Annotated in this window: 17 protein-coding genes; 3 read left to right on the top strand and 14 right to left on the bottom strand. The window is 71.2% G+C overall.

Annotated features, from left to right (window positions below):
- Nucleotides 1–69: 69 nt before the first annotated feature.
- The 7 genes from J5Y05_RS02075 to ngcE all read right to left on the bottom strand — a co-directional run bounded on the left by J5Y05_RS02075 (nucleotide 70) and on the right by ngcE (nucleotide 8,377).
- Complete coding sequence (locus tag J5Y05_RS02075; protein WP_210867991.1) at nucleotides 70–1,362, bottom strand: sugar ABC transporter permease; 1,293 nt, start codon at nucleotides 1,360–1,362, stop codon at nucleotides 70–72.
- The gene (locus J5Y05_RS02070) at nucleotides 1,359–2,150 is read right to left on the bottom strand and encodes an ATP-binding cassette domain-containing protein (protein ID WP_210867990.1); all 792 of its coding nucleotides are present in this window, start codon (nucleotides 2,148–2,150) and stop codon (nucleotides 1,359–1,361) included. The genes J5Y05_RS02075 and J5Y05_RS02070 overlap by 4 nt, the downstream gene beginning before the upstream one ends.
- 191 nt (nucleotides 2,151–2,341) lie before the next feature.
- Entirely contained in the window at nucleotides 2,342–3,442 is a 1,101-nt protein-coding gene (locus J5Y05_RS02065) for a substrate-binding domain-containing protein (RefSeq protein WP_210869625.1), read from the bottom strand.
- Between the two features lie 133 nt (nucleotides 3,443–3,575).
- On the bottom strand, nucleotides 3,576–4,787 hold the full coding sequence (locus J5Y05_RS02060) for an ROK family transcriptional regulator (RefSeq protein WP_210867989.1): 1,212 nt from the start codon (nucleotides 4,785–4,787) through the stop codon (nucleotides 3,576–3,578).
- A gap of 201 nt (nucleotides 4,788–4,988) precedes the next feature.
- A complete protein-coding gene (locus J5Y05_RS02055) occupies nucleotides 4,989–5,909 on the bottom strand; it encodes a carbohydrate ABC transporter permease (RefSeq protein ID WP_210867988.1) in 921 nt (306 codons plus the stop codon).
- 4 nt (nucleotides 5,910–5,913) lie between these two features.
- On the bottom strand, nucleotides 5,914–6,840 hold the full coding sequence (locus J5Y05_RS02050) for a carbohydrate ABC transporter permease (protein WP_210867987.1): 927 nt from the start codon (nucleotides 6,838–6,840) through the stop codon (nucleotides 5,914–5,916).
- An 88-nt stretch (nucleotides 6,841–6,928) separates the two neighbouring features.
- Nucleotides 6,929–8,377, bottom strand: a complete 1,449-nt coding sequence (ngcE, locus tag J5Y05_RS02045; RefSeq protein WP_210867986.1) for an N-acetylglucosamine/diacetylchitobiose ABC transporter substrate-binding protein — start codon at nucleotides 8,375–8,377, stop codon at nucleotides 6,929–6,931.
- A gap of 414 nt (nucleotides 8,378–8,791) precedes the next feature.
- Here ngcE and J5Y05_RS02040 point away from each other — a divergent pair, with 414 nt between their 5' ends.
- Nucleotides 8,792–12,592, top strand: coding sequence for a GH92 family glycosyl hydrolase (locus J5Y05_RS02040; RefSeq protein WP_210867985.1), 3,801 nt, complete (start codon nucleotides 8,792–8,794; stop codon nucleotides 12,590–12,592).
- Nucleotides 12,593–12,842: 250 nt separating this feature from the next.
- Nucleotides 12,843–14,783, top strand: coding sequence for an alpha-glucuronidase (locus J5Y05_RS02035; RefSeq protein ID WP_210867984.1), 1,941 nt, complete (start codon nucleotides 12,843–12,845; stop codon nucleotides 14,781–14,783).
- Here the strand turns inward: J5Y05_RS02035 and J5Y05_RS02030 are convergent.
- From J5Y05_RS02030 to J5Y05_RS02005, 6 genes are all read right to left on the bottom strand, one after another.
- Nucleotides 14,777–16,795 (bottom strand): beta-galactosidase, encoded by a 2,019-nt coding sequence (locus J5Y05_RS02030; protein WP_210867983.1) that lies wholly within the window; start codon nucleotides 16,793–16,795, stop codon nucleotides 14,777–14,779. The genes J5Y05_RS02035 and J5Y05_RS02030 overlap by 7 nt on opposite strands.
- Nucleotides 16,792–17,496 carry a hypothetical protein gene (locus J5Y05_RS02025; protein ID WP_210867982.1) on the bottom strand — a complete coding sequence of 235 codons (705 nt, stop codon included), beginning with the start codon at nucleotides 17,494–17,496 and terminating at the stop codon, nucleotides 16,792–16,794. Before J5Y05_RS02025 ends, J5Y05_RS02030 begins: the two co-directional genes overlap by 4 nt.
- A 26-nt stretch (nucleotides 17,497–17,522) precedes the next feature.
- Nucleotides 17,523–19,040, bottom strand: a complete 1,518-nt coding sequence (locus J5Y05_RS02020; protein WP_210867981.1) for a GH39 family glycosyl hydrolase — start codon at nucleotides 19,038–19,040, stop codon at nucleotides 17,523–17,525.
- Complete coding sequence (locus tag J5Y05_RS02015; RefSeq protein WP_210867980.1) at nucleotides 19,037–20,683, bottom strand: ABC transporter substrate-binding protein; 1,647 nt, start codon at nucleotides 20,681–20,683, stop codon at nucleotides 19,037–19,039. Before J5Y05_RS02015 ends, J5Y05_RS02020 begins: the two co-directional genes overlap by 4 nt.
- A gap of 110 nt (nucleotides 20,684–20,793) precedes the next feature.
- Nucleotides 20,794–21,666, bottom strand: a complete 873-nt coding sequence (locus J5Y05_RS02010) for a carbohydrate ABC transporter permease (protein ID WP_210867979.1) — start codon at nucleotides 21,664–21,666, stop codon at nucleotides 20,794–20,796.
- Nucleotides 21,663–22,655: an ABC transporter permease gene (locus J5Y05_RS02005; RefSeq protein ID WP_210867978.1), complete on the bottom strand. Its 993-nt coding sequence runs from the start codon at nucleotides 22,653–22,655 to the stop codon at nucleotides 21,663–21,665. Before J5Y05_RS02005 ends, J5Y05_RS02010 begins: the two co-directional genes overlap by 4 nt.
- A 394-nt stretch (nucleotides 22,656–23,049) precedes the next feature.
- On the opposite strand from J5Y05_RS02005, the gene J5Y05_RS02000 reads away from it, so the two are divergent.
- Nucleotides 23,050–24,030 carry an acetylxylan esterase gene (locus J5Y05_RS02000; protein ID WP_210867977.1) on the top strand — a complete coding sequence of 327 codons (981 nt, stop codon included), beginning with the start codon at nucleotides 23,050–23,052 and terminating at the stop codon, nucleotides 24,028–24,030.
- Nucleotides 24,031–24,172: 142 nt separating this feature from the next.
- Here J5Y05_RS02000 and acnA read toward each other — a convergent pair whose 3' ends face one another.
- Nucleotides 24,173–26,896, bottom strand: coding sequence for an aconitate hydratase AcnA (gene acnA / locus J5Y05_RS01995; RefSeq protein ID WP_307853657.1), 2,724 nt, complete (start codon nucleotides 26,894–26,896; stop codon nucleotides 24,173–24,175).
- Nucleotides 26,897–26,974 lie beyond the last annotated feature (78 nt).

The raw sequence follows: 26,974 nt of genomic DNA, 5'->3' as shown, positions 1-26,974 counted from the left end.
ACTCCGCCCGCCGGCCCCCGGGGCGGGGACGGGCGGGCGGAGCGGACGGCGCGGGGGGGGCGGCGGTTGCTAGGCGCGGCCCGCCGTCTTCTGGGTCTTGCGGGTGACGGCGTCGATGACGACGGTCGCCAGCAGCACGCCACCGGTGATCATGTACTGGACCGGCGAGGCGATGCCCTCCAGGGCGAGGCCGTACTGGATCGAGACGATGACCATGACACCCAGCAGGGCGTTCCAGGTGCGTCCGCGTCCGCCGAAGAGGGACGTGCCGCCGATGACGGCCGCGGCGATGACGTTCATCAGGAATTCGCCGGTGCCCGCGCCCTGGTTGGCGGAGGCGATCTTCGAGGCGACGAAGAGGCCGCCGATCGCGGCGAAGGTGCCGGCGATGGCGAAGACCGAGATCCGGACCAGTTCGACGTTGATGCCGGCGCGGCGGGACGCCTCGACGCTGCCGCCGAGCGCGAAGACCTTGCGGCCGTAGGCGGTGCGGCGCAGCACGAAGTCCGTGAGCAGCAGGACCGCGAGGAAGATCACGACGGCCAGCGGCAGGCCCTTGTGCTGGTTGAAGACGATCGCCACGACGAAGGCCAGGACGGCCAGCAGCACCGTGCGCACGATCGTCTCGCTCAGCGGCCGGGACGGCACCCCGGCGGCCTCGCGGCGGCGGTTGCCGAAGAAGGCGGTGAGGAAGTAGCCCGCCGTCACGACGACCGCGAGCCCGTAGGCGGCGGCCACGTCGCTGAAGTAGTGGCTGGTGAGCTGGGCGACGAGGCCCTCGGAGTCGAGGTTGATGGTGCCGTTGCTGCCGAGGATCTGGAGCATGAAGCCCTGCCAGAACAGCAGTCCGGCGAGGGTGACGGCGAAGGCGGGGACGCCGATGCGGGCGAAGAAGAAGCCGTGGATGGCGCCCGCGGCGGTGCCGGTGAGGATGGCCAGGACGAGGGCCAGGACCTCGTTCATCCCGTGGGTGACGCTGAGCACCGCGAAGGTGGCGCCCGCGACACCGCTGACCGAGCCGACCGACAGGTCGATCTCGCCGAGCAGCAGGACGAAGACGATACCGACGGCGATCATGCCGGTGCCGACCATGGCGACCGACATGTCGGAGAAGTTGCCGGCGGTGAGGAAGTTGCGGTTCAGGCTGGTGAAGATGGCCCAGATGACCAGCAGGCCGATGACGACCGGGATCGATCCGAGGTCGCCGGCCTTCATCTTCCGCTTGAACTCGCCGACGTAGCCGGCGAAGCCCTGCTCGCGCACGAGCAGCCGCGGGTCGACCGCGGTGACGGCGGCGGCTGCCGCCTCGGGGTTCTCCACCGCGGTTTCCTCGGCGGACGTGGAGGTCTTGTCGATGCTCACTTCTGGATCTCCCCATTGGTGCGCGCCGCACGACGGGTCACGGCGTTGTCCGTGGCACCCGTGATGGCGGAGATGATCTCTTCCTGCGAGGTCGACTTGACCTCGAAGACGCCGTTGTTGCGGCCGAGGCGCAGCACGGCGACCTTGTCGGCGACCGCCTTCACGTCGGCCATGTTGTGGCTGATGAGAATGACGGCGTGACCGCGCTCGCGCAGCCGTTCGACGAGGTCGAGGACCTGGGCGGTCTGCTCGACGCCGAGGGCGGCGGTGGGTTCGTCCAGGATGACCAGCTTGGGCTCGCCGAGCATCGAGCGGGCGATGGCCACGACCTGGCGCTGGCCTCCGGAGAGGGAGGCGATCGGGATGCGGACGCTGGGTATCCGGATGGAGAGCGTGTCCAGCAGTTCCCGGGAGCGGCGCTCCATCTCGACCTCGTCGAGGACACCGCGCTTGCGGACCTCCCGGCCGAGGTAGAGGTTGCCGACGACGTCGATGTTGTCGCAGAGCGCGAGGTCCTGGTAGACCGTCGCGATGCCCAGGCTCTGGGCGTCGTTCGGCTTGTTGATGGTGACGGCTCTGCCGTCCCACTCGATGACTCCCTCATCGATGGGGTGCACGCCGGCGATCGTCTTGACCAGCGTGGACTTTCCGGCACCGTTGTCGCCGACCAGGGCGACCACCTCACCGGCGTGGACCTCAAGCTCGACGTCGGTGAGCGCCTGGACGGCACCGAATCGCTTGGAGACCCCGCGCAACGCCAGCACGGGCGTAGCGGACACGTGAACCATCTCCTTCGCCGCCTGACCCGGCGGGAGGTTGTGCAGCAGATTGGGGGGTGTTCCGCCGGCGTCCCGCTGCGGAGCTTGCGGGGCTGTCGGTCTGCGGGGCGCCGACGGAGTTCATGACGGTCGCCGGGCCGTACGGGCCTCCGGTGCGGATTCCCGTACGGTCCGGTGGGCCCGTGGGGCCCGGGGACCGCTTACTTGACGCCGGCCTTCTCGCAGGCGGCCTTGTACTTGTCCGTGCAGATCTCGTCGAGGGTGTAGTAACCCTCCTTGATGACGGTGTCGTTGACGTTGTCCTTGGTCAGCGAGATGACCGGGACGAGCACCGTCGGGATGCCCTTGTTGGTGGCGCTGTCGGACTTGCTGGTGGCGATGGGGTCGAGCGACTTGCCCTGGGCGAGGGCGACGGCCATCTCGGCGGCGACCTCCGCCTCCTGCGGGTAGGACTTGTAGACGCTCATGAACTGCTCGCCGGTGAGGATGCGCTGCACGCCCGCGAGTTCGGCGTCCTGGCCGGTGACCGGGACGGTGATGCCGGCGGCCTTCAGGGCGGTGATGATGCCGCCCGCCATGCCGTCGTTGGCGGAGTAGACGCCGACGATCTTGTCCTTGCCGAGGGCGGAGATGGCGCCCTCCATGTTGGCGTTGGCGTTCTCCGGCTTCCACTCCTTGGTGTCGTACTCGCGGCCGATCTTGACCTTGCCGTCGAGGACGGAGTGGGCGCCTTCCTTGAACTGGGCGGCGTTGGGGTCGGTCGAGGAGCCGTTCATCATGACGATCTGGCCGTCCTTGGCCTTGTCGCCCAGCGCCTCCAGCAGCGCCTCGCCCTGCGCCTTGCCGACGGTCACGTTGTCGAACGAGGTGTAGGCGTCGATCGGGCCCTCGGCCAGGCGGTCGTAGGCGACGACGGGGATGCCCGCCTCCTTGGCCTTCTTCACCGAGCCCGCGATCGCCTTGGCGTCCACCGGGTCCACGATCAGCACGTCGACCTTGTTGGTCACCATGGTGTCGACCTGCTGGTTCTGCAGGCTGGTGTCCTGCTTGGCGTTGGCGTAGACGACCTTGCCCTTGTTGTTCGTCAGCTCCTTGACCTTCTTCTCGATCAGGGGCTTGTCGAACTTCTCGTACCGCGCGGTCTGGTTCTCCGGCAGCAGCAGGCCGACGGTGATGGCGTCGCCCTTCTTGGCGGCGGCGTCGGACGAGTCCTTCTTGTCGCCGGACTCCTTGGCGCTGCCACAAGCGGCGAGCGAGACGGCCATCGCACCGGCGGCAACGGCAAAGGCGGCACGGCGCATACGCGTGTTCACTTCAGAAACCTCCCTGACGAGGCCGCGTCCTTGCGGCCGAGGTGGCTGGAAGTCAACTCGGCCGCACGTGCGACGTCAAGAAGTAAATCCTTAACGAGATGGCAACGGTGCCATCCGTTCTCTAAGTGAAGGCAGGAGCGGCTGTGGACAGGGACCCCGCGGCCGTCCCGTCCAAAAGCGTCGAATCACCCATCTCGCCGAGGGCGAGGGCGAGCGCGCCCAGCACCTCGGCCCGGCCGCCCAGCGCCCCGGGGAGCACCGAGAGCTGGCGGGCGGCGCTGGGGATGGCGTAGCGGCCCACGGACTCCCTTATCGGCGCGAGGACCAGCTCCCCGGCCTCGGCGAGGTCCCCGCCGAGGACCACCCGGCTCGGGTTGAGCAGGTTGCACAGGTTGGCGACACCGCTGCCGATGTGGCGGCCGACATCGGCGATGACCCGGCGGCAGCCGGGGTCGCCCTCGCGGGCCAGCCGGACCACGCCCTCCATGGTCAGGTCGCTGCCGTGGCTCGGCTGGAGCAGCGGCAGCACGTACCGCGCGGAGGCGAAGGTCTCCAGGCAGCCGCGGTTGCCGCAGCGGCAGACGGGGCCGGACTCGTCCAGGGTGATGTGGCCGATCTCGCCGGCCGTGCCGCCGGGGCCCCGGTAGATCGAGCCATTGATCACCAGACCGGCGCCGACACCGCTGGCGACCTTGATGTACGCCAGGTCCCGCACGCCCCGGCCGCTGCCCCAGACCAGCTCGCCGAGGGCGCCGAGGTTGGCGTCGTTGTCCACGTGCACCGGCACGCCGAGCCGCCCCCGCAGCTCCTCGGCGGGCCGGGTGCCGCCCCAGCCGGGCAGGATGGCGGTGGAGCCGAGGGTGCCGGACTCCACGTCGATGGGGCCGGGGACGCCCAGCCCCACTCCGGTGATCTTGTCCGGGTCGACACCGGTCGCCGTGATCAGCCGGTTGACCAGGGCTTCCGCCCGGTCGAAGCCCTGGGTGGAGGAGGCGTCGACGTCCAGTGGCTCGGATTCCTCGGCGAGCACCTGGTGGGCGAGGTTCCCGACCGCGACGCGCAGGTGCGTGTGCCCGAAGTCCACGCCGATGACGATCCCGGCGTCACCGCTCAGGGAGACGCTGCGGGCCCGCCGGCCGCCCGCCGAGGTGGGTGTGACCTCGACCGTCCCGCCCTCGCGCAGCTCCCGGACGATGTTGGAGACGGTCGCCGCGGACAGGCCCGTCGTCCGCGCGATCTCCGCCTGCGTGAGCGAACCGGCGAGCCGTACCGCTCGTACGACCCGTTCCAGGTTGGCTCGGTGCAGCGACGACTGCGAACCGGGAGTCTCCACGACGAACCTCCTGCGCGCCGGGACCGCTTCGATGAGGCCCCGTCCATGTCCAACTAGTGAACTCTAAGCTGAGCCGTTCGGGTCGCCTCCCGTCAAGAGGTTGAACCTCATCCGGGTACCCACCCCCGGACGTGTACATGCCGCTCCCGGGGGCCGGGAGCGGCATGGTGAGACGGTACGGGCGGGCCGTTTCCGGCCGGTCTACTTCAGGGCGCCCGCCGTGAGGCCGGTGACGACCTGGCGCTGGAAGACGATGTACGCGGCCAGCACGGGGAGCATGGCCATGACCAGTCCGGCGAAGAGCCCCGACCAGTCGCCCTTGTACCCCTGGCTGACGGCGAGCTGCACGAGGCCCTGGGTGAGGACGTGCTTGTCGGGGTCGGTGTTGAGCACCGTGGGCAGCATGTACTGGTTCCACTGGCCCAGGAAGTTGAAGATCCCCACGCTGATCAGACCGGGCTTGGCCATGGGCAGCATGACCTGGAAGAAGGTACGGCTGTGCGAGGCGCCGTCGACGAACGCGGCCTCCGCCACCGAGGTCGGCAGGGTGCGGAAGAACGCGGTCAGGAAGAAGACCGTGAAGGGCAGCGAGTAGGCGATGTAGACGAGGATCAGCCCGTGGATCGTGTTCAACAGCCCCATGTTGTCCACCACGTAGAACAGGGGCACCAGCGCGAGCATGATCGGGAAGCTCATGCCGCCCACGAACAAGTAGTAGACGAACCGGTTGCCCGGGAAGTCGAAGCGGGCCAGCACATAGGCGGCCATGGAGCCCAGCACCAGGGTGCCGATGAGCGAACCGCCCACCACCAGCGCGGTGTTGAGGAAGTAGTCGCTCATGTGGGCCTGGGACCAGGCCCGGGACCAGTTGTCGAAGCGCAGCCTGTCGGGCAGCGACCAGGGCGAGCCGAAGATGGCCGCGTCGTCCTTGAAGGACGCCATCACCGCCCACACCAGCGGCAGGGCGACCATGACCGCCCAGAGGACGAGCACTCCGTGGGAGAAGACGTTGAGGGTCGTGCCCTCCTTCCTCGCCGGCCGGGGGCCGCCGGCGGGGGCGTCCTTCGGGGTCGCCGCGCCGGAGCCGGCGGGCGGGGGCGCGGGGGTCTCGGTCGTCGTCATCTGCTCAGTACTCCAGCCGCTCGCGCCGGCCCAGCCGCATCACGACGGCCGCGAAGGCCAGCGTGACGAGGAGCAGGGCGACGCCGATCGTGGTGGCGTAGGCGGCCTGACCGTCACGGAACGCCTTCTGGTACACGTACAGGACCATGACGGTGGTCGAGTAGTCCGGTCCGCCGGGCCCGGTCGTCATGATCTGCACGACCGCGAACGACTCGGCGCCGAGCGCGAGGATGCCCATGTAGACCCAGCCGGACTGCACGGTGTCCCACAGCAGCGGCAGGGTGACCTTGAAGAAGGTGGCGAAGCGGCTCGCCCCGTCCAGCAGCGCGGCCTCGTACAGCTCGACCGGGATCGAGGCCATGCCCGCGGAGAAGAGCACCACGAAGAAGCCGACCGTGGACCAGACGAGCACCGCCATCACGCACCACAGCGCGAGGCCGGGGTCGCCGAGCCACAGCGGCTGGACGCCGTCGAGGCCGATGCCGCGCAGCAGCGAGTTGATGGCGCCGCTGTCGGGGTTGTACGCGAACGCGAAGAGCAGGGCGACGATCGCGATGGAGAGCACCTGCGGGAAGAAGTAGACGATCTTGTAGAAGCCGGAGCCCCGGACGCCGGTGACGGCCGGTCCGCCGCGGCGGCGCCGCCCGCCGACGTTGATCATGAAGGAGAGGAACAGTGCCAGGCCGAGGGTGACCAGCGGCACCAGCAGGGCGAACATCACACTGTGCAGCAGCGACTTCCAGAAGATGTCGTCGTCGAGCATGCGGGCGTAGTTGTCGAAGCCGACCATCTCGAAGTCGGGGCTCAGCCCCGTCCAGTCCGTGAACGAGTAGTAGATGGACTGGACGAACGGCCAGACGACGAAGAGCGTGTACAGCCCCAGGGGGACCGCGAGGAACCCCACGATGAACCGGTACTTGCCGTGCTGCATACCCAGGGCCTCCCCGGCCGAGCGCGGAAGGTGTCACCGGGTCCGGCCCGGCGCGGGCGGGCGCCGGGCCGGCTCCGGTGACGCTTCCTCACTGGTGCTTGTAGTGCTTGACCGACGAGTCCTTGGCCGCCTCGTCGGCGAAGCCCTGGATCTTCTTGATCGCCTCGGCCGGGGTGAGCCGGCCGGCCATCATCTCGCCGAGGCCGGAGACGCCGATCTTCTCCTTCTGGAGCTGCACGTACCAGTCCTGCAACCGCGGGTTCACCACGTTGTCGCCGGCCAGCTCCAGCGCCGCCACACCGGACGTGAGGCCCGGGGTCAGCTCGACGCCGTCGGTGCCGCCGTTGTACGCGGTCAGCGACTTGACCTTGCCGGTGAAGTTCTTCGAGGACTCCTCGCTCAGCATGATGCGCAACTGCTCCATGCCGCCGGGGGCGTTGGCCGCCTTGGCGGGCACGACGAAGGGCTCGCCGCCGGAGGCCCAGAGGGTGCCGAAGGGCATCTTGTCGCCGTCGTCCAGGCCCGAGGGGGCCGAGACGGCCAGGTCGAAGTCGGCGGGGATGACGTTGGCCGACTCGTTCTCCACCCAGGAGCCGTTGGGGAGGAAGAGCGCCTTGCCCTTGGCCCAGGCGGTCTGCGACTGGATGTGGTCCAGCCCCGGCGTGCCCTTGAGCACGTACCCCTTGCGGTACAGCTCGTAGTACGCCTCGAAGCACGCCTTGACCGCGGGGTGCTTCCAGGCGTTCGGCTCCAGGTTGTCGATGGCGTCGAGCACCTCGGCGCCGCCGACCTTGCCGATCATCGGGTAGAGCGAGAACGGGATGTAGTACGGGTACTTGCCCGCGTAGGTCCAGCCGGCGATGCCCTTCTTCTTCGCCTTCTCGCAGACCGCGAGCATCTCGTCCCAGGTCTTCGGGTACTCCGCGTCGAGCGAGGCGAGCGCCTTGCGCGAGTACCAGACGCCGTAGACGGTGTAGGCGTAGTAGAGAATCCACACCTTCTCACCGTCGAACTGGCCCATCTGCACGATGCCGGGGCGCAGCGTGTCGCGGACCTTCTTCGACGGGTCGTCGTAGGAGGGGGCGTCCAGCAGCGGGGTGAGGTCGGCGAGCTGGTTCTTGCCGACGAGCACGCCCATGTCCATCTGTTCCGCACCGGAGTTGTCGATGAGGTCGGGCGGGGTGCCCTGGTTGAAACGCGGCTGGAGGGTGGACTGGATCTTCTGGGTGGCGGAGAACTTGGTCTTGGCGCCGGGGAAGTTCGTCTCGTAGATCTTGACCGCGTCCTCGGCGTACTCCTTGCCGAATCCGCCGTCGAAGAGCACGAATTCCATCGGGGCGGTCTCGTTGACGGCGAGGGGGTTCTTCGCGGTCTTCTTGCCCGCCCCGGCCTTCTTCCGGTCGTCCCCGCCACCGCTCGCACAGGCGGAAAGGAAGCCCATGGCCGGTACGGAGATCAGTCCGAGCGCGGCGGACCGCTTGATCAGATCGCGGCGGCCGACACCGTCGGTACCGTTCTCGGCGGACATCGTTCCCATGCTCAAGTCCTCGCCTTCTCCAGGACTCAGGCGGTGCGCCGGATTCCTCCCGGCACCGCGTTCGGGTCACGCTGGGTCGTGCAGGAAGTGCGGATGTCGTGCTGCGAGGGCGCCTTGGGCGACGGCCCACGGTTCCACCGGTGGCCGACAGGTATAGTCCACTTCCGGCCGACGGAGCAAGATCGAACGCAAGGTTCCCCCCACGTCTTTTCCGAGTTGAGACCTGGCGGAAAAACGGGCCTCCGAAGGCTTCCCGGAAGGAAATCCGGCTTGCGTCCGACCCGGATGCCACGGTCAACACCCTTGACATCAATGGCCCCTTCACGCCGTACTGGTCCTTGCGCTCCAATCTGACAACGTTGTCCATCTCCCGGTGTCGCATATCCGGGGCAGGCGCACGGAGGGTGCGGGAACATGCGCTACAGAGCTCGGCACAGATGGGGTCCGGCGGTCGTCACGGCGACCGCCTTCGCGTTGGCGGCGACGGCACAGGGGGCGGCGGTCGCGCTGCCCACCGCGCCCGCCGCCCCCGGCCGGGAGTTCGCTTCCTCGTTCGAGGCTGACGACCCGGCACCGGACTGGACCGACACCGTCGACACCACCCGGGGCGGCGCCAAGCGCGCCTCCGGCGTCGACGGCGGCTACACCACGGGCATACCCGGCAACGTCACCGACCGGGTCACCGGAATCCGGGCCAGCGCCGAGAACACCGCCGGCGGCGAGGTCAAGGAGAACCTCGTCGACGGCGAACCCGGCACCAAATGGCTGGCGTTCGAGAAGACCGGCTGGGCCGAGTTCGACCTGGACCGGCCGGTCACCGTGGCCCGGTACGCGCTGACCTCGGCCAACGACCACGCCGAACGCGACCCGGCCGACTGGACGCTCAAGGGCTCGGCGGACGGCAAGGAGTGGCGGACCCTCGACACCCGCTCCGGCCAGTCCTTCGGGCAGCGCTTCCAGACCCGGACGTACGACCTCGCCGAGCCCGGCGAGTACCGGCACTTCCGGCTGGAGTTCACCCGCAACAACGGCGGGGACATCCTCCAACTCGCCGACGTGCAGTTCTCCACCGGCTCCGACGACACCACCGTCCCGCCGGACATGCTGACCCGCGTCGACCGGGGCCCGTCCGGCTCGCCCACCGCGAAGGCGGGCGCCGGCTTCACCGGGGTCCGCGCGCTGCGCTACGCCGGGCAGCACACCGCCGGCGGGCGGGCGTACTCGTACAACAAGGTCTTCGACGTCGACGTCAGGGTGGACCGGCTCACCGAGCTGTCGTACAAGGTCTTCCCGTCGATGGCCGACGGCGACCTCGACTACGACGCCACCCACGTCTCCGTCGACCTCGCCTTCACCGACGGCACCTACCTGAGCCGGCTCGGCGCCGCCGACCAGCACGGTTTCCCGCTGACGCCGCGCGGTCAGGGCGACGCCAAGGTGCTCTACGTCAACCAGTGGAACAGCGTCACGTCGGCGATCGGCACGGTCGCGGCCGGCAAGACGGTCGACCGCGTCCTGGTCGCCTACGACTCGCCCAAGGGCCCGGCGAAGTTCCGGGGCTGGCTGGACGACGTGGCCATCCGGCGGGCCGAGCCCGAGCGCCCGAAGGCCCACCTCTCGGACCACGTGCTGACCACCCGCGGCACCCACTCCAGCGGCAGTTTCTCGCGGGGCAACAACATCCCCGCCACCGCCGTCCCGCACGGATTCAACTTCTGGACCCCGGTCACCAACGCCGGCTCCACGAGCTGGCTCTACGACTACGCGCGCGGCAACAACGCCGACAACCTGCCCACCCTCCAGGCGTTCTCGGCGAGCCACGAGCCGAGCCCGTGGATGGGTGACCGGCAGACCTTCCAGGTGATGCCCTCGGCCGCCTCCGGCACCCCCGCCACCGGCCGCGAGGCGCGGGCGCTGCCCTTCCGGCACGAGAACGAGACCGCCCGCCCGCACTACTACGGGGTGCGTTTCGAGAACGGCCTCAAGGCCGAGATGGCGCCGACCGACCACGCGGCGCTGCTCCGCTTCACCTACCCGGGCGACGACGCGAGCGTGGTCTTCGACAACGTCAACGACCGGGCGGGCCTGACCCTGGACCGGGAGAACGGCACCGTCAGCGGCTGGTCGGACGTCAAGTCCGGGCTCTCCACCGGCGCGACGCGGCTCTTCGTGTACGGCGAGTTCGACAAGAAGGTCACCGGGGGCGGCTCGGACGGCGCCACCGGCTGGCTGCGCTTCGACGCGGGCCGGGACCGCACCGTCACCCTGCGCCTGGCGACCTCGCTGATCGGCGTCGACCAGGCCAGGGAGAACCTGCGCCAGGAGGCGCCGCGGGGCACCTCGTTCGAGAAGGTCCGGGGCGACGCCCAGCGGCAGTGGGACAAGCTGCTCGGCACCGTCGAGGTCGAGGGCGCCACGCAGGACCAGCTCACCACCCTGTACTCCAGCCTGTACCGGCTGTACCTGTACCCCAACTCCGGTTTCGAGCGGGTCGACGGGAAGGACCGGTACGCCTCGCCGTTCTCCAAGGCCACCGGGGCGGACACCCCGACGCACACCGGAGCGAAGATCGTCGACGGGCGCGTGTACGTCAACAACGGCTTCTGGGACACCTACCGCACCACCTGGCCCGCGTACTCCTTCCTGACGCCGACCAAGGCGGGCGAGCTGGTCGACGGCTTCGTGCAGCACTACAAGGACGGCGGCTGGACGTCGCGCTGGTCCTCCCCCGGCTACGCCGACCTGATGACCGGCACCTCCTCGGACGTCGCCTTCGCCGACGCGTACGTCAAGGGCGTCCGTTTCGACGCGAAGGCCGCGTACGACGCGGCGGTGAAGAACGCCACCGTCGTGCCCCCGTCCTCCGGCGTCGGCCGCAAGGGCATGTCCACCTCGCCCTTCCTCGGCTACACCTCCACCGATACCCACGAGGGCCTGTCCTGGGCGCTGGAGGGCTACGTCAACGACTACGGCATCGCCAAGATGGGCGAGAAGCTGTACCGGGAGACCGGGCAGAAGCGCTACCAGGAGGAGTCCGCCTACTTCCTCGACCGGGCCCGCGACTACGTCAGCCTCTTCGACCCGAAGGCCGGCTTCTTCCAGGGCAAGAACGCCTCGGGCGACTGGCGCGTCGACTCCGACCGCTACGACCCGCGCGTGTGGGGGTACGACTACACGGAGACCAACGGCTGGGGGTACGCCTTCACCGCCCCGCAGGACAGCCGGGGCCTGGCCAACCTCTACGGCGGCCGGTCCGGGCTCGCCGAGAAGCTCGACACCTACCTCGCCACGCCGGAGACGGCCACCCCCGAGTTCGCCGGCTCCTACGGCGGCGTCATCCACGAGATGACCGAGGCGCGGGACGTGCGGATGGGCAACTACGGCCACTCCAACCAGGTCGCCCACCACGCGCTGTACATGTACGACGCGGCCGGGCAGCCGTACAAGACGCAGAAGAACGTCCGTGAGGTGCTCTCCCGCCTCTACACCGGCAGCGACATCGGGCAGGGCTACCACGGCGACGAGGACAACGGCGAGCAGTCGGCCTGGTACCTCTTCTCCGCGCTCGGCTTCTACCCGCTGGTGATGGGCAGCGGCGAGTACGCCATCGGCTCCCCGCTGTTCACCAAGGCCACCGTCCACCTGGAGAACGGCCGCACCCTGGTCGTCAAGGCGCCGAAGAACAGCACGGAGAACGTGTACGTGCAGGGCCTGAAGGTCAACGGCAAGCGCTGGGACTCCACCGCGCTCCCCCACGACCTGATCGCCAGGGGCGGGGTCCTGGAGTTCGCCATGGGCCCGCGGCCGTCCACGTGGGGCACCGGGAAGAACGCCGCCCCGGTCTCCGTCACCCAGGACGACCGGGTGCCCGCCCCGCGCACCGACGCCCTCACCCGCGGCGGCGCCCTCTTCGACGACACCTCCGCGACCGAGGCCGCCGCCGGCTCCGTGGACCTGCCGGTGACCGGGAAGGTGAAGGCGGTCCAGTACACGCTGACCTCGCCCGCGGACCGGGCCAAGGCACCGTCCGGCTGGACGCTCCAGGGCTCCGACGACGGCACCACCTGGCGCACGCTCGACCGGCGCTCAGGCGAGTCCTTCGCCTGGGACCGGCAGACCAGGGCGTTCACGATCGCCTCGCCGGGCACGTACGGCCGATACCGGCTGGTCCTGGACGGCACGCACACCCTGGCGGAGGTGGAACTGCTCGCCTGATCCATCAACTCCCCTGCGGCGGGCTCCGGTTGCGACCGGGGCCCGCCCTTTCACGCCCCATTCCCCGGGGGCGGGCGATGCCCCACAATGGGCGCGCGGACGCCGGCCGGCGGGTCCGTGAAGGGGAGCGGACACATGCGGACGCACGCGCGGAACGGCGGGCCCACACCCCACGGGAGGCCGGCACGGACGCGGGCACCGGGGCCGAAGCCGCCCCGGACGCCGACGCCGCGAACGGACGGCTGACGCCGTGGAGGCCGACGCGGCCTGGCTGCCGCCCGAGGTCTTCCGCCCGCTCGGCTCCCGCCGCGTCCTGGTCCGCGGCACCGGACCCCTCGTGGACACCGTGGCCGCCGAGGTGGCCGACGCCTGCCGCCGGCACGGCGGCGCGGTGCTCTCCGGCGCCCCGGACGACGCCGACCTGGTGCTGGAGGCCGACGGCGGCAGCGGTGAGGGCTACACCCTGGCCCGCCGGGACGGCACCACCACCGTCACCGCCGAGGGCGACCGCGGGCTGCTCCACGGCCTCTTCCACGTCGTCCGGCTCGGCGAGGACGCCTTCCGCGGCGACCGCGCGCCCGAGGAGCACCGCCCGGCGCTCGCGCTGCGCATGCTGGACCACTGGGACAACGTGGCCGTCCACCCCGTGATGGGCCAGGTCGAGCGGGGCTACGCGGGCGGCTCCCTGTTCTGGGCCGACGGCCGGGCCCGCGACGGCCTGGACCGGGTGCGCGCCTACGCCCGGCTGATCGCCGCCTGCGGCGTCAACGCGGTCGCCGTCAACAACGTCAACGTGCACGCCACCGAGGCCCGCCTGCTCACCGACCGGATCGGCGAGGTCGCCCGGCTCGCCGACACGCTGCGGCCGTACGGCATCCGCACCCACCTGTCGGTCACCTTCGCCGCGCCGGTGGTCCTGGGCGGGCTGGAGACGGCCGACCCGCTGGACGCGCGGGTGCGCGCCTGGTGGGCCGAGGCCACCGCGCGGGTGTACGCGGCCATCCCCGACTTCGGCGGGTACGTGGTGAAGGCGGACTCCGAGGGGCAGCCGGGCCCGTTCGCCTACGGGCGCACGCACGCCGACGGCGCCAACGCGCTGGCCGGGGCGCTCGCGCCGCACGGCGGCACCGTGCACTGGCGGGCGTTCGTCTACGACCACCGGCAGGACTGGCGGGACCGGAGCACCGACCGGGCCCGCGCGGCCCACGACCACTTCGTGCCGCTGGACGGCGCGTTCGCGCCCAACGCGGTGCTCCAGGTCAAGCACGGCCCGATGGACTTCCAGGTGCGCGAGCCGGTATCGCCGCTGATCGGCGCGATGCCCCGCACCCGCCTGGCGATCGAGGTGCAGGCCACCCAGGAGTACACCGGGCAGCAGCGGCACGTGTGCTGGCTGGGGCCGATGTGGAGCGAGGTGCTGCGCTTCCGGCCCGACGGCGAGCGGGCCGCGGGGCGGCTGGCCGACGCCCTGGTGGCGGTCTCCAACGCCGGCGACGACCCGTTCTGGACCGGGCACCCCCTCGCCCAGGCCAACCTGTACACCTTCGGGCGGCTCGCCTGGGACCCGGGCGCGGAGCCGGGCGCCGTCCTGGACGAGTGGATCGCGCTGACCCACCCCGGGGCGCCGGCCCGGCTCGCCGAGGGGCTGCACGCGGTGCTGGACAGCTCCTGGCACACGTACGAGAAGTACACGGCGCCGCTCGGGGTCGGCTTCATGGTGCAGCCGGGGCACCACTACGGGCCGGGCGTGGACGGCTACGAGTACAGCCCCTGGGGCACCTACCACTTCGCCGACCGCGACGGCGTCGGCGTCGACCGCGGCGCGGCGCGCGGCACCGGCTTCGCGGCCCAGTACGCCGAGCCGTGGGCGACGGTGTACGAGTCGCCGGACACCTGCCCCGACGAGCTGCTGCTCTTCTTCCACCACGTCCCGTACGGGCACGTGTTGCGCAGCGGGAAGACGGTGATCCAGCACATCTACGACACGCACTTCGAGGGCGTGGCGGAGGCCGAGGAGGCCCGCCGGGTGTGGGCGGGCCTCGCCGGTCTGGTCGCCCCCGCGCGCCACGCGCGCGTGGCGGACCTCTTCGAGGAGCAGGTGCGGTGCGCCCGGGAGTGGCGCGACCAGGTCAACAGCTACTTCCTGCGCAAGTCGGGGGTGCCGGACGAGCGGGGCCGGACCGTCTACTGAGGGCGTAGCACGGCCACGCCGAGCGGATCGAGGGCGAGCGGCTCGCCCGCCGCGTGGCGCCGTCCGGTGAGCAGGTCGGTGACGGCGGCGTGGGCGGGCGGCCGGGCGGGCGCGGTGTGGTGGTTGAGGACGAAGAGGAGCCGGGTGCCGTCGGGGGTGACGCGGGCCGCGGTCTCGATGCCGGGGTGCGCGGCGTACGGGCCGAGGAGGCGGTGCCGGGCGAGGACGCGGCGCACGACGTGGTCGACGCCGGGCTGGTCGAGGGCGGTGGCGACGTACCAGCCCTCTCCGGCGCCGTGGCGGTGGCGGGTGACGGCGGGGGTGCCGGCGTAGAAGTCGGCGCCGTAGGTGCCGACCGGCTCGGCGCCGCGCGGGAGGACGATCTCGAAGACGAGGCGGGCGTCGGCGCGCACCTCCCCGAGGTCGACGGGGTGGGCGACGTCGGCGGGGCGGGCGTCCCACTCGTCGACGCGGATGCCCATGAGCGGGGCGAGCGGTCCGGGCACGTCGGCCGGGAAGGCGCGGTCGTACGGGTCGCAGCGGGCGGTGAGGAAGGTGGCGAGGACGGTGCCGCCGCGCCGGGCGACCTCCTCCAGGCGTTCGGCGAGGCCGTCCGGGAACAGGTGCAGGACGGGGGCGAGGACCACCTCGTAGCGGGTCAGGTCGGCGGTGACGGGGACGACGTCGACGTCGGCGCCGGCCTCGCGGGCGGCCCGGTAGTAGGCGTGCACGACGTCCGGGTAGCGGACCAGGCGGGAGGGGCCGTCGGAGGTCTCCAGCGCCCACCAACTGTCCCAGTCGAAGAGCAGGGCGGTGCGGGCGGGGGTGCGGGCGCCGAGGGTGAGGCCGCCGAGGGAGGCGAGTTCGGCGCCGAGCGCGGCGACCTCGCGGAAGACGCGGGTGTCGGCGCGGCCGGCGTGGCCGATGACGGCGCCGTGGTACTTCTCGCAGGCGCCGCGGGAGGCGCGGAGCTGGAACCAGAGGGCGGCGTCGGCGCCGTGGGCGATCGCCTGCCAGGTGGCGAGGCGCAGTTCGCCGGGGCGGCGCAGCGGGTTGACGTCCCGGCAGGCGGTGGTGGAGGGGGTCTGTTCCATCAGCCAGAAGGGGGCGCCGTCCTTGAGGCCGCGCACCAGGTCGTGGCCGAGGGCGGCGCGGGTGGGCGGGGCGTCGAGGGGCGGGTAGTTGTCCCAGGAGGCGAAGTCGAGGTGGGGCGCCCAGCGGTGGTAGTCGACGGGGCGGTAGAGGCCCATGAGGTTGGTGGTGACGGGGGTGTCGGGGTCGTGGGCGCGGATGGCCTCCTTCTCGCCGAGGAAGCAGCCGAGCAGCGCGTCGGTGGTGAAGCGGTGGTAGTCGAGGGTGATGCCCTGGAAGGCGGTGTGGTCGGGGCCGCGCCAGTGCTCGGTGAGGGCGCTGGGCACCTCGATCTGGTCCCAGTCGGTGTAGCGGTGCGACCAGAAGGTGGTCCACCAGGCGTCGTTGAGGGCGTCGAGGCTCTGGTAGCGCTCGGTGAGCCAGCCGCGGAAGGCGTCGGCGCACAGGTCGCAGTAACAGGCGCCGCCGTACTCGTTGTTGATGTGCCAGGCGAGCAGGGCGGGGTGGTCGGCGTAGCGTTCGGCGAGCCGGGAGGCGAGGGCGGCCGACGCGTCGCGGTAGGCGGGTGAGCTGGGGCAGAAGTTGTGGCGCTGGCCGTAGCGGTGGCGGCGCCCCTCGAAGTCGGTGCGGTTGACCTCGGGGTGCCGGCGGGCGAGCCAGGGCGGGAGGGCGGCGGTGCCGGTGCCGAGGCAGGCCCGGCGGCCCTCGGCGGCGGCGCGGTCCAGGACGCGGTCCAGGAGGGTGAAGTCGTACGTGTCCTCGGCAGGTTGGGTGAGGGACCAGGCGAAGACGCCGACCGTGAGGGTGTCGATGCCGGCGAGGGTGAAGAGGCGGTGGTCCTCGTCCCAGACGTGCTCGGGCCACTGCTCGGGGTGGTAGTCGCCGCCGTGGGCGATGCCGGGGGTGCGGGGCGCGGTCATGCGGTGAAGTCCTCCTCGGTCTCGGCGGTCATCCGGCGTCCGGTGTGCAGCAGGCAGAGCAGGAGCGGGGCGGCGAGCAGGGCGGGCAGGGCCTCGGTGAGCCGGGCGGTCAGGGCCGCGGTCAGCAGGAGCAGGGCGGCGGCGCCGAGGGTGGCGCGGCCGTGGCGGGTCAGGGCGCGCAGGGCGAGGCGGGCGGTGTCGCGGGCGCGGAAGGCGAAGAGCGAGGTGAGGACAAGGGCGTGCGCGCCCCACAGCAGGCCGCCCGCGCCGGCGGCGGCGAGCAGCCCGGCCCACCAGCGGGGCAGTCCGGTGGCGGCGAAGTGGGTGAGGGTGAAGGCGACGACGGTGAGCCAGGCCAGCAGCGGCGCCCACAGGGCGAGCGCCGGGCGGGCGTTGAGCCGCCAGCCGCGCAGGTAGGCGCGGGCCGGGTGGAGGTCGGTGAGGTCGGTGCCGCGGTGGTGGAGGGCGTAGAGGGCGGCGGAGGCCGCGGGGCCCAGGGGCAGCAGGCAGAGGGCGGCGAGGGGGAGGTTGGCGGGGTCGGGGGCGAGCAGGAGGAGTCCGGCGAGGCCGGGGGCGGCGGACAGGAGCAGCAGCCCCTCGACGGTGAGCAGGGTGTGGACGAGGGCGGCGGCGCGGGAGAGGGCACCGGTGCCGAAGGTGCCGGCCGCCGGGTCGAGGTGACGGTCGCGGGGTCCCGGCACCGCCGGCGCTCCCGCCGGGGCGGTGCTCACCCCGGGTCCCGGCCGAGCAGGCGCCGCTCGTCCCACCAGGGCGGCGTCTCGTCGCTGACGCGGGTCAGTTCGACGAAGGCGACCTCGTGCCGGGCGAGGGTCAGCGGCAGGTCGACCCGGCCGCCGGTCACCGGCAGGCGGCGGTGGGAGCGGGCGGGTTCGGCGGCCTCGTGCAGGACGTCGAGCTGGTGGGGGCTCGGGGAGCGGGGGCTGCCCATGCGGCGCCAGGCGGCGTAGGCGTTGCCGTGTTCCTCGTCCACGCCGAGCCGCCGGACGAACGCCTCGCCGCGCCCCCGGGCGCCGAGCGGCACGGAGAGGCGCAGGGGGTGCCGGGCGGGGACGGGGGACGTGCCGGTCGGGTCGACGGGGGCCCAGGCGAGGACGGTGACGCGGCCGTCGCGGTGGCGGGTGACGAGGTGGTCGTCGCCGCGGGTCAGCAGGTCGGGGCCCATCCGGGCGAGGAAGGCGTACAGGTGGTAGACGGGTTTCCTGATCTGCCGGTGGGTGAGGAGCCCGAAGCCGCCGTGGAAGGGGGCGGTGGGGATGCCGGTCTCCTCGAAGACGTCGCAGAAGGTCCAGTACGCGAAGGAGTCGGCGTGGTCGCCGCCTGCCACGACGACCGGGGCGAGGTAGGCGGCGTGGAAGGCGGTGTCGTGGACGGGGTTGTCGGGCCGGTAGGAGGAGTTGAACTCGGTGATGTGGACCGGTGCTCCGGCGAGCCGGGTGCCGGCCAGCGCGCGGCGCGGCTGGGCGAACTGGTCGAGGAGCCGGCCGGCCGGGGCGAGGGTCTGGTGCACGCCGAACGGCACGTGCTGGGCGGGCCCGGAGGTGTAGGCGTGCCGGGAGACGAAGTCCACGGGCACGTCCCGGCGTTCGGCGAACTCGGCGAACCGCTCCAGCCAGCCCCGCGCGCCCGGCGAGAGGGCGGGCCCGCCGACCGGGATGGCGGCGTCCACCTCCTTGACGGCGTGCGCGGTGGCCTCGTAGAGCCGGTGGTAGGCGTCCTCGTCGGCGTCCCGCCAGAACTGGGGCAGGTCGGGTTCGTTCCAGACCTCGACGGGCCAGGTGCGCACCTCCTCGGCTCCGTAGCGGCCGACGAGGTGGGTCAGGGTGGCGCGGACCAGCGCGGTCCACTCGGCGGTGTCGCGGGGCGGGGTGATGTTGCCGCGCCACCAGAAGACCGTGTCGTCGCCGCCGGCCAACGCGCTGGGCATGAAGCCGAGTTCGAGGAAGGGGCGGATGCCGGCGGCGAGGCAGGCGTCGACGACCTGGTCGAGGTGGGTGAAGGAGTGGTGGACGTGCCGGGCGCCCCGGTGGGTGTAGGGGCGGTGGATGCCCATGCCGTCGCTGAACAGTCCGTGGCCGCGCAGATGGCCGAAGCCGATCTCGCGCCGGACCAGGGCGAGGGAGTCCTGGTAGTCGCGGCGCAGGGCGAGGTCGAGGCGGCCGGTGCCGACGCAGTACCGCCAGGCGTCGGGGAAGGGCCCGGGGCTCTCGGCGGGGACGCGGATCATCCGTGTTCCTTGCGGAAGCGCTGGTGGGCCTTGTTGTGCAGGTCGATCAGCCGGTCCATGTTCTTGGCCTTCAACTCGCGTACGTAGGCGTCCCATTCGGTCAGCGGGCGTTTGCCGAGGATGAAGCGGAGGGTGTTCTGCCGGACGTGGTCGCGCAGCGGGGTGTCCCAGAGGGTGGCCTGCTCCTGCTCGTCGGCGCCGAGCGGGTGGGCGGGGTCGACGGGGAGTTCGCGGCGCTGGGCCATGGCGTCCTGGAAGGTCTTCTCGTCCGGTCCGAAGGCGGAGGAGACCAGTTCCCAGCTCCCGCCGTAGGAGAAGACGCCGTTGTAGACGCCGAAGTCCTTCTGGAGGTCCTTGGGGGCGTCGGGGTTGGAGCCCATGAGGCTGATGCCGTCGGCGACCCGGTAGGTGCCGCCGTCGCGGGTGTAGGTGACGCCCTCGACGCCCCAGCGGGCGAAGGTCTGGCCCTCGTCGGAGTACCAGAGCCAGTCCACGAACTGCATCAGGGCGACGAAGTCGTCCCGCTTCCGCGCGGCGCTGGAGATCATCATGCCGTTCTCCAGCCGCGAGCCGCCGAGCACCACGGGCCCGGCCGGGCCGATCGGCACCGGGATCATCTCGATGGTGGCGCCCTTGACCTGGCGTTCCAGGTTGTAGCGGTAGTTCTGCACCAGCTCCTGCGGGTTGGCGCTGATGGCGAAGGACTTCTCGGAGAGCAGCTTCTTGACCGCGTCGTCGTCGCTCTGCGTGAAGCCCTCGGGGTCCACCAGCTTCTCGTCGACGAGCGTGCGCAGGTACTCGACGACCCGCCGGTAGCCGTCGGTGGCGCCGGTGAAGACGAACCGGCCGGCCTCGGCGTCCCAGCCGGCGTTGAGGTAGGACCAGCCGGCCCGCACGCCGTGGGCCTGGCCGAGGCTCTGGAGGAGGGCGCCGGCGGGTTCGGGCTGGTTCCAGCGGTCGGAGAAGGGGTGGCGGCCGGGGTACTCGGACTTGATCGCGCGGAAGACGTCGGCGACCTCGTCCCAGGTGGTGGGCAGGGCCAGGCCGAGCCGGCCGAGGACGTCGGTGCGCAGGGCGAGGGAGTAGCCGGACTTGACCTTCTCGTGCAGGCCGGGCAGGAGGTAGTAGCGGCCGTCGGACTGGCGCAGCGAGTCCACCTCGGGCTCCAGCTTCCATCTGCGCACCTTGTCGCGGTAGTTGGGCATCAGCTCGACGTACTCGCTGACCGGGAGGATGGCGCCGGAGGAGACGAAGGGGGTCTCCTGTCCGGGGTAGGTCTTGGGGAGCAGCAGGGGGGCGTCGCCGGCCCCGATGAGGAGGCTGCGCTTCTTCTCGTAGTCGCTGTAGGGGACGTCGGTGGTCTTGAGGGTGACGCGCGTGCGCCGGGTCAGCTCCTTCCAGAAGAGCCAGTCGGCCTGGGGCGGGTAGACCGGGTTGCTGAGGTTGAGCAGGGAGAAGGTGAGCGGCTCGGACGCGGTGAACTGCTGCCCGGTCCGGTACTCCTTCATCGCGCCGTCCCGCTTCTTCGCCAGGTCGTCGGCGTCGTCGGGTCCGTCGCCGCCGCAGCCGGCGAGGGTGGCGAGGCCGGCGAAGGCCGCGGCGGCGAGGATCTGGCGGCGCGAGAGGTGTCCTGCGTTCTTCACGGTTGCTCCCTTGGTCCCTGGGTCGGTGCGAGTCCGGTACGGGGGTGCGGTGCGGGCCGTGCGGGTGGCGCGGGGCCGTGCGGGTGGCGCGGATGGGTGGTGGGCGGGCGTCAGCCCTTGACCGCGCCGAGCATCACGCCCGACACGAAGTAGCGCTGGACGAACGGGTACACGCTGAGGATGGGCAGGGCGGTGAGCACGATGGTGACCGCCTGGATGTTCGCGGCGACCTGGGTGAGCTGCTCGGTGCCGGCGCCCGCCCCGGTGCCTCCGGTGGCGCCCGCGATGAGGTTGCGCAGGTAGACGGTGACGGGCATCAGCTCGATGCGGTCCATGTAGAGGAAGGCGCCGAACCAGGAGTTCCAGAAGGACACCGAGTAGAAGAGCACCATCGTGGCGACGACCGCCTTGGACAGCGGCAGCACGATCCGCAGGAGGATGCCGTACGTGCCGAGCCCGTCGATCTGCGCGGCCTCCTCCAGTTCGTCCGGCAGGTTCTCGAAGAACGCCTTCATCACCAGCAGGTTGAAGACGCTGATGGCGTTCGGCAGGGCCAGCGCCCACACCGTGTTCTTCAGGTCGAGGCTGGTGACCAGGACGTAGGTGGGGATCAGGCCGCCGGAGAAGAACATGGTGAACACGGCGACACCGACCAGCACTCCGCGGCCCCTGAGGTTGCGCTTGGAGAGTACGTAGGCGTAGCAGGTGGTGAGCACCATGGCGACGGCGGTGGAGACCACCGTGTAGAAGACGGTGTTGCCGTAGTTGCGCCAGAAGGTGCCGTCCTGGAAGACGATGCGGTACGTGGTGAGGTTGAACCCCTTGGGCCACAGGTTCACCTCACCGGCGCGGATCTGCCGTTCGCCGCTGAAGGAGCGGGCGACGATGGTGACGAAGGGGTAGAGCGTCACCACCACGACCCCGGTGAGGATCAGGCCGTTGACGCTCCGGAAGACGCGCCGGCCGCGGCTCTCGGCGTTCACCACAGGCTCGTCCCGACCGTGCGGCGCGAGAGCTGGTTGGCGGAGGTGATGAGGACCAGGCCGATGACCGCCTCGAAGAGGCCGATGGCGGCGGCGTAGCTGAAGCTGTTGGACTCCACGCCGGTGCGGTAGAGGTACGTCGAGAGCACGTCGCCGGTCTGGTAGGTGAGCGGGTTGTAGAGCAGCAGGATCTTCTCGAAGCCGACCGCCATGAAGGTGCCGATGTTGAGGATCAGCAGCGTGATCATGGTGGGGCGGATGCCGGGCAGGGTGACGTGCCAGATCTGCCGCCAGCGGCCCGCGCCGTCGATGCGGGCGGCCTCGTAGAGGTCCTCGTCGATGGTGGTGAGCGCGGCGAGGTAGAGGATCGTGCCCCAGCCCGCCGTCTGCCAGACCTCGGAGCCGACGTAGATGGCCCGGAACCAGCCCGGTTCCTGGATGAAACGGACCGGTTCGTGACCGAACCAGCCCAGCACCTGGTTGACCGGTCCGTCCGTGGCGAGCATCTGGAGGGTGATGCCGGCGACGATGACGATCGACAGGAAGTGCGGCAGGTACGACACCGACTGCACGAACCGCTTGAGTCCGCGCCGGCGCACCTCGTTGAGGAGCAGCGCGAGCACGATCGGCACCGGGAAGCAGAAGAGGAGGGTGAGCCCGCCGAGCCAGAGGGTGTTGCGGAAGACCTGCCAGAAGGTGGGGTCGGTCAGGAACATGCGCACGTAGCGCAGGCCGACCCACCGCTCCCCCAGGATCGAACCGCCCGGCTCGAAACGCCGGAAGGCGATCACGTTGCCGATCATCGGCAGATAGCGGAAGACCAGGAAGAACAGCAGCGGCAGGACGGCCAGCGAGTACATCTGCCAGTCGCGGCGCAGTGTGCGGCGCCATCCGGTGGGCGCCGGAAGCCCGCCGGGGCGGGGCGCGGCCCGCGCGCAGGGCGGCTCCCCGGTGCCGGGGGGCGGAGCCGGCGGGGTGGACGTGCTCATTGCTCGGGCCTCCCGGGGCATGGGACGCGGTGCCGAAACTTTCGAGCCTGGGCCGGTAACTTGCGCGGAAACTTAGGGGGTTCGGGAAAGCGCTGTCAATGGCTCGCGCGGGCCGGAGGCGCGATCACCCCGCCCGGCCGGAATTCTGTGACCTGCACCTGGGGAACGGACCGTGGACCTGTTACGGTCGTTCGCACCTTTCTGCTCCGCGCCCGCAACAATCGGACGCCTGCGTCCGCTGTACGACGTACGCCGTACGCCGTACGCCCGTGAGTCCGCCCGCGTCACCGCGTCGCCCGCGTCACCGCTTCCACCCGCACCTTGAACCCCCCGAGTCCGCCATGAACCCTCCGAGCTGTCCCTGGTTCCGCCGAGTCCGCTGCGAGGTGCCGCCGTGCCCGCGTTCGACCTGCCGCCCGCCGAGTTGGCGCGGTACCGCCCGACGCCCGACGAGCCGTCCGACTTCGACCGCTTCTGGCACCGCACGCTCGCGGAGCAGAATCGCCCGGTCCTGGTGTCGGCGGAGCCGGTGGAGACCGGACTGCGGCTGACCGAGAGCTGGGACGTCACCTTCCGGGGCTTCGCGGGCGATCCGGTGCGCGCCTGGTTCACGCGGCCCGCCGGGGTGCCGGACCCGCTGCCGGCGGTCGTCGAGTACGCGGGGTACGGGCGCGGACGCGGCCTCCCCCACGAGCGGCTGACCTGGCCGGCCGCCGGGTACGCGCATCTGCTGATGGACAACCGGGGCCAGGGCGACCGGTACGGCAGCGGCGGCGACACCCCCGACCCGCACGCCGCCGCGCCCGGCGGACCGGGCCCCGCGGTGCGCGGGCTGCTCGATCCGGACGCCTACCACTACCGCCGGCTGATCGCGGACGCCGTGCACGCCGTCGCCGCGGTGCGCGCCCTGCCCGGTGTGGACCCGGCCCGCGTCGCCGCGGTCGGCAACAGCCAGGGCGGCGGGCTCGCGCTCGCCGTCGCCGGGCTCGTCCCGGACCTGGCGGCGGCCCTGGTGAGCGCCCCGCTGCTGTGCGGGGTGCGGCGCGCGCTGGACCTCACCGACGAGGGCCCCTACGGCGAGATCGCCGCGTACCTCGCGGTGCGCCGGGGCGCCGAGGAGGAGGCGTACCGCACCCTGTCGTACGTGGAGGGCGTGTCCTTCGCGCGCCGCGCGCACGCCCCGGCGCACTTCGGGGTGGGGCTGCGCGACCGGGTGTGCCCGCCGAGCGGCGCGTACGCCGCCTTCAACCGGTACGGGGAGCTGTCGGGCGCCGATCCGTACGCGGAGATCCACGCCTACCCGTACAACGGGCACGAGGGGGGCGAGGCGGTGCACGTGCGGCGCCAGGTGGAGTGGCTCCGGCAGGTGCTGTGAGGCGGGGGCGGGCGGCGCCCGGCGCCCGGGAACACGTGGGGGCCGCACCCCCGCCCTCGGGAACGCGTGAGGGCCGCACCCCCGCCCTCGGGGATGCGGCCCTGACCGCCGTGGCGGGCCGTCTACGGGCGGCCCTGCGGGCTCACTTGCGGATCAGACCGCGGAGCACGTACTGCATGATGCCGCCGTTGCGGTAGTAGTCCGCCTCGCCGGGGGTGTCGATGCGGACGACCGCGTCGAACTCGACGCCGGTGTCGGTGGTGACCTTCACCGTGCGCGGGGTGGTGCCGTCGTTCAGCTCGGTGACGCCGGAGATGGAGAAGGACTCCTCGCCGGTCAGCCGGAGCGAGTCGGCGGTGTGGCCCTCGGGGAACTGGAGCGGCAGGACGCCCATGCCGATGAGGTTGGAGCGGTGGATGCGCTCGTAGGACTCGGCGATGACGGCCTTGACGCCGAGCAGCGCGGTGCCCTTGGCCGCCCAGTCGCGGGACGAGCCGGAACCGTACTCCTTGCCGGCCAGGACGACCAGCGGGGTGCCCTGCGCGATGTAGTTGCGCGAGGCGTCGTAGATGAAGGAGACGGGGCCGCCGTCCTGGGTGAAGTCGCGGGTGTAGCCGCCCTCGGTGCCCGGCGCGATCTGGTTGCGCAGGCGGATGTTGGCGAACGTGCCGCGGATCATGACCTCGTGGTTGCCGCGGCGCGAGCCGTAGCTGTTGAAGTCGCGGCGCTCGACGCCGTGCTCCGTGAGGTACTTGCCGGCCGGGGTGTCGGCCTTGATGGCACCGGCCGGGGAGATGTGGTCGGTGGTGACCGAGTCGCCCAGCTTGGCGAGGACGCGGGCACCGGAGATGTCCTCGACCGGCTCCGGGTCCATGCCCATGCCCTCGAAGTACGGGGGCTTGCGGACGTAGGTGGAGTCGGCGTCCCACTCGAAGGTGTTGCCGGTGGGGACCGACAGCGCCTGCCACTGGGCGTCGCCGGCGAAGACGTCGCTGTAGGACTTGGTGAACATGTCCTCGCCGATGGCGCCGGCGACGACCTCGTCGACCTCGGCCTCGGAGGGCCAGATGTCCTTCAGGAAGACCGGGTTGTTGTCCTGGTCGTAGCCGAGGGCCTCGCGGGTGATGTCCACCTTCATGGAGCCGGCCAGCGCGTAGGCGACGACCAGCGGCGGGGAGGCCAGGTAGTTCATCTTGACGTCGGGGTTGATCCGGCCCTCGAAGTTGCGGTTGCCGGAGAGCACCGAGGTGACGGCGAGGTCGTGCTCGTTGACCGCCTTGGAGACCTCGTCCGGCAGCGGGCCGGAGTTGCCGATGCAGGTGGTGCAGCCGTAGCCGACGAGGTTGAAGCCGACCTTGTCGAGGTAGGGGGTCAGGCCCGCCTTCTCGAAGTAGTCGGTGACGACCTTGGAGCCGGGGGCGAGGGTGGTCTTGACCCAGGGCTTGCGGGTCAGGCCCTTCTCGACGGCCTTCTTGGCCACCAGGGCGGCGGCGACCATGACGTACGGGTTGGACGTGTTGGTGCACGAGGTGATGGCGGCGACGGTGACCGCGCCGTGGTCCAGCTCGTACTCCGTGCCGTCGGCCGCGGTGACCTTCACCTTGTGGGTGGGGGTGCCGTTGGAGATGGCCGGGGCGTCGGAGGCCGGGAAGGACTCCTTGCTCGCCTCGTCGACGTCGCCGCCGTCCTTGACGTAGTTGCGCACGTCCTGGCTGAACTGGGCCTTCGCCTCGGCGAGGACGATGCGGTCCTGCGGGCGCTTGGGGCCGGCGATGGAGGGCACGACCGTGGACAGGTCGAGCTCCAGCTTCTCGGAGAAGTCCGGCTCGGCCTTCGGGTCCAGCCAGAGGCCCTGCTCCTTGGCGTACGCCTCGACCAGCGCGACCTGCTGCTCGGAACGGCCGGTCAGGCGCATGTAGCTCAGCGTCTCGCCGTCGATCGGGAAGATCGCGGCGGTGGAGCCGAACTCGGGCGACATGTTGCCGATGGTGGCGCGGTTGGCGAGGCTCGTGGCGGCCACGCCCTCGCCGTAGAACTCGACGAACTTGCCGACGACGCCGTGCTTGCGCAGCATCTCGGTGATGGTCAGCACGAGGTCGGTGGCGGTGGTGCCGGCCTGCAGCTCGCCGGTGAGCTTGAAGCCGACGACGCGCGGGATCAGCATGGAGACCGGCTGGCCGAGCATCGCGGCCTCGGCCTCGATGCCGCCGACGCCCCAGCCGAGGACGCCGAGGCCGTTGACCATCGTGGTGTGCGAGTCGGTGCCGACCAGGGTGTCGGGGTACGCCTTGCCGTCGCGGGTCATGACGACGCGGGCCAGGTGCTCGATGTTCACCTGGTGGACGATGCCGGTGCCGGGCGGGACGACCTTGAACTCGTCGAACGCGGTCTGGCCCCAGCGCAGGAACTGGTAGCGCTCCTTGTTGCGGCCGTACTCCAGGTCGACGTTGATCTTGAAGGCGTCGTTGGTGCCGAACTTGTCGGCGATGACGGAGTGGTCGATGACCAGTTCGGCCGGGGCCAGCGGGTTGATCTTCGCCGGATCGCCGCCCAGTTCCTTGACGGCCTCGCGCATGGTGGCGAGGTCGACGACGCAGGGCACGCCGGTGAAGTCCTGCATGATCACGCGGGCCGGCGTGAACTGGATCTCCTGCGACGGCTGGGCCTGGGAGTCCCAGCCGCCGAGGGCGCGGATGTGGTCGGCGGTGATGTTCGCGCCGTCCTCGGTACGGAGGAGGTTCTCCAGCAGCACCTTCAGGCTGTAGGGAAGGCGCGCGGAGCCCTCGACCTTGTCCAGCCGGAAGATCTCGTACGACTCGTCGCCCACCTGCAACGTGCTGCGGGCGTCGAAGCTGTTCGCCGACACGACAGTCTCCTTCATTGATGTGCGCGTACCACCGCATCGTGCCGCCACGCCACCCTGGCCAATCCGCTAAGGTAAGGC

Origin of the sequence: Streptomyces tagetis (assembly GCF_018069565.1) — a bacterium.
Lineage (GTDB): Bacteria > Actinomycetota > Actinomycetes > Streptomycetales > Streptomycetaceae > Streptomyces > Streptomyces tagetis.
Note: the sequence above shows the minus strand (reverse complement) of the source record. Positions and strands in the feature narration are given on the sequence as shown.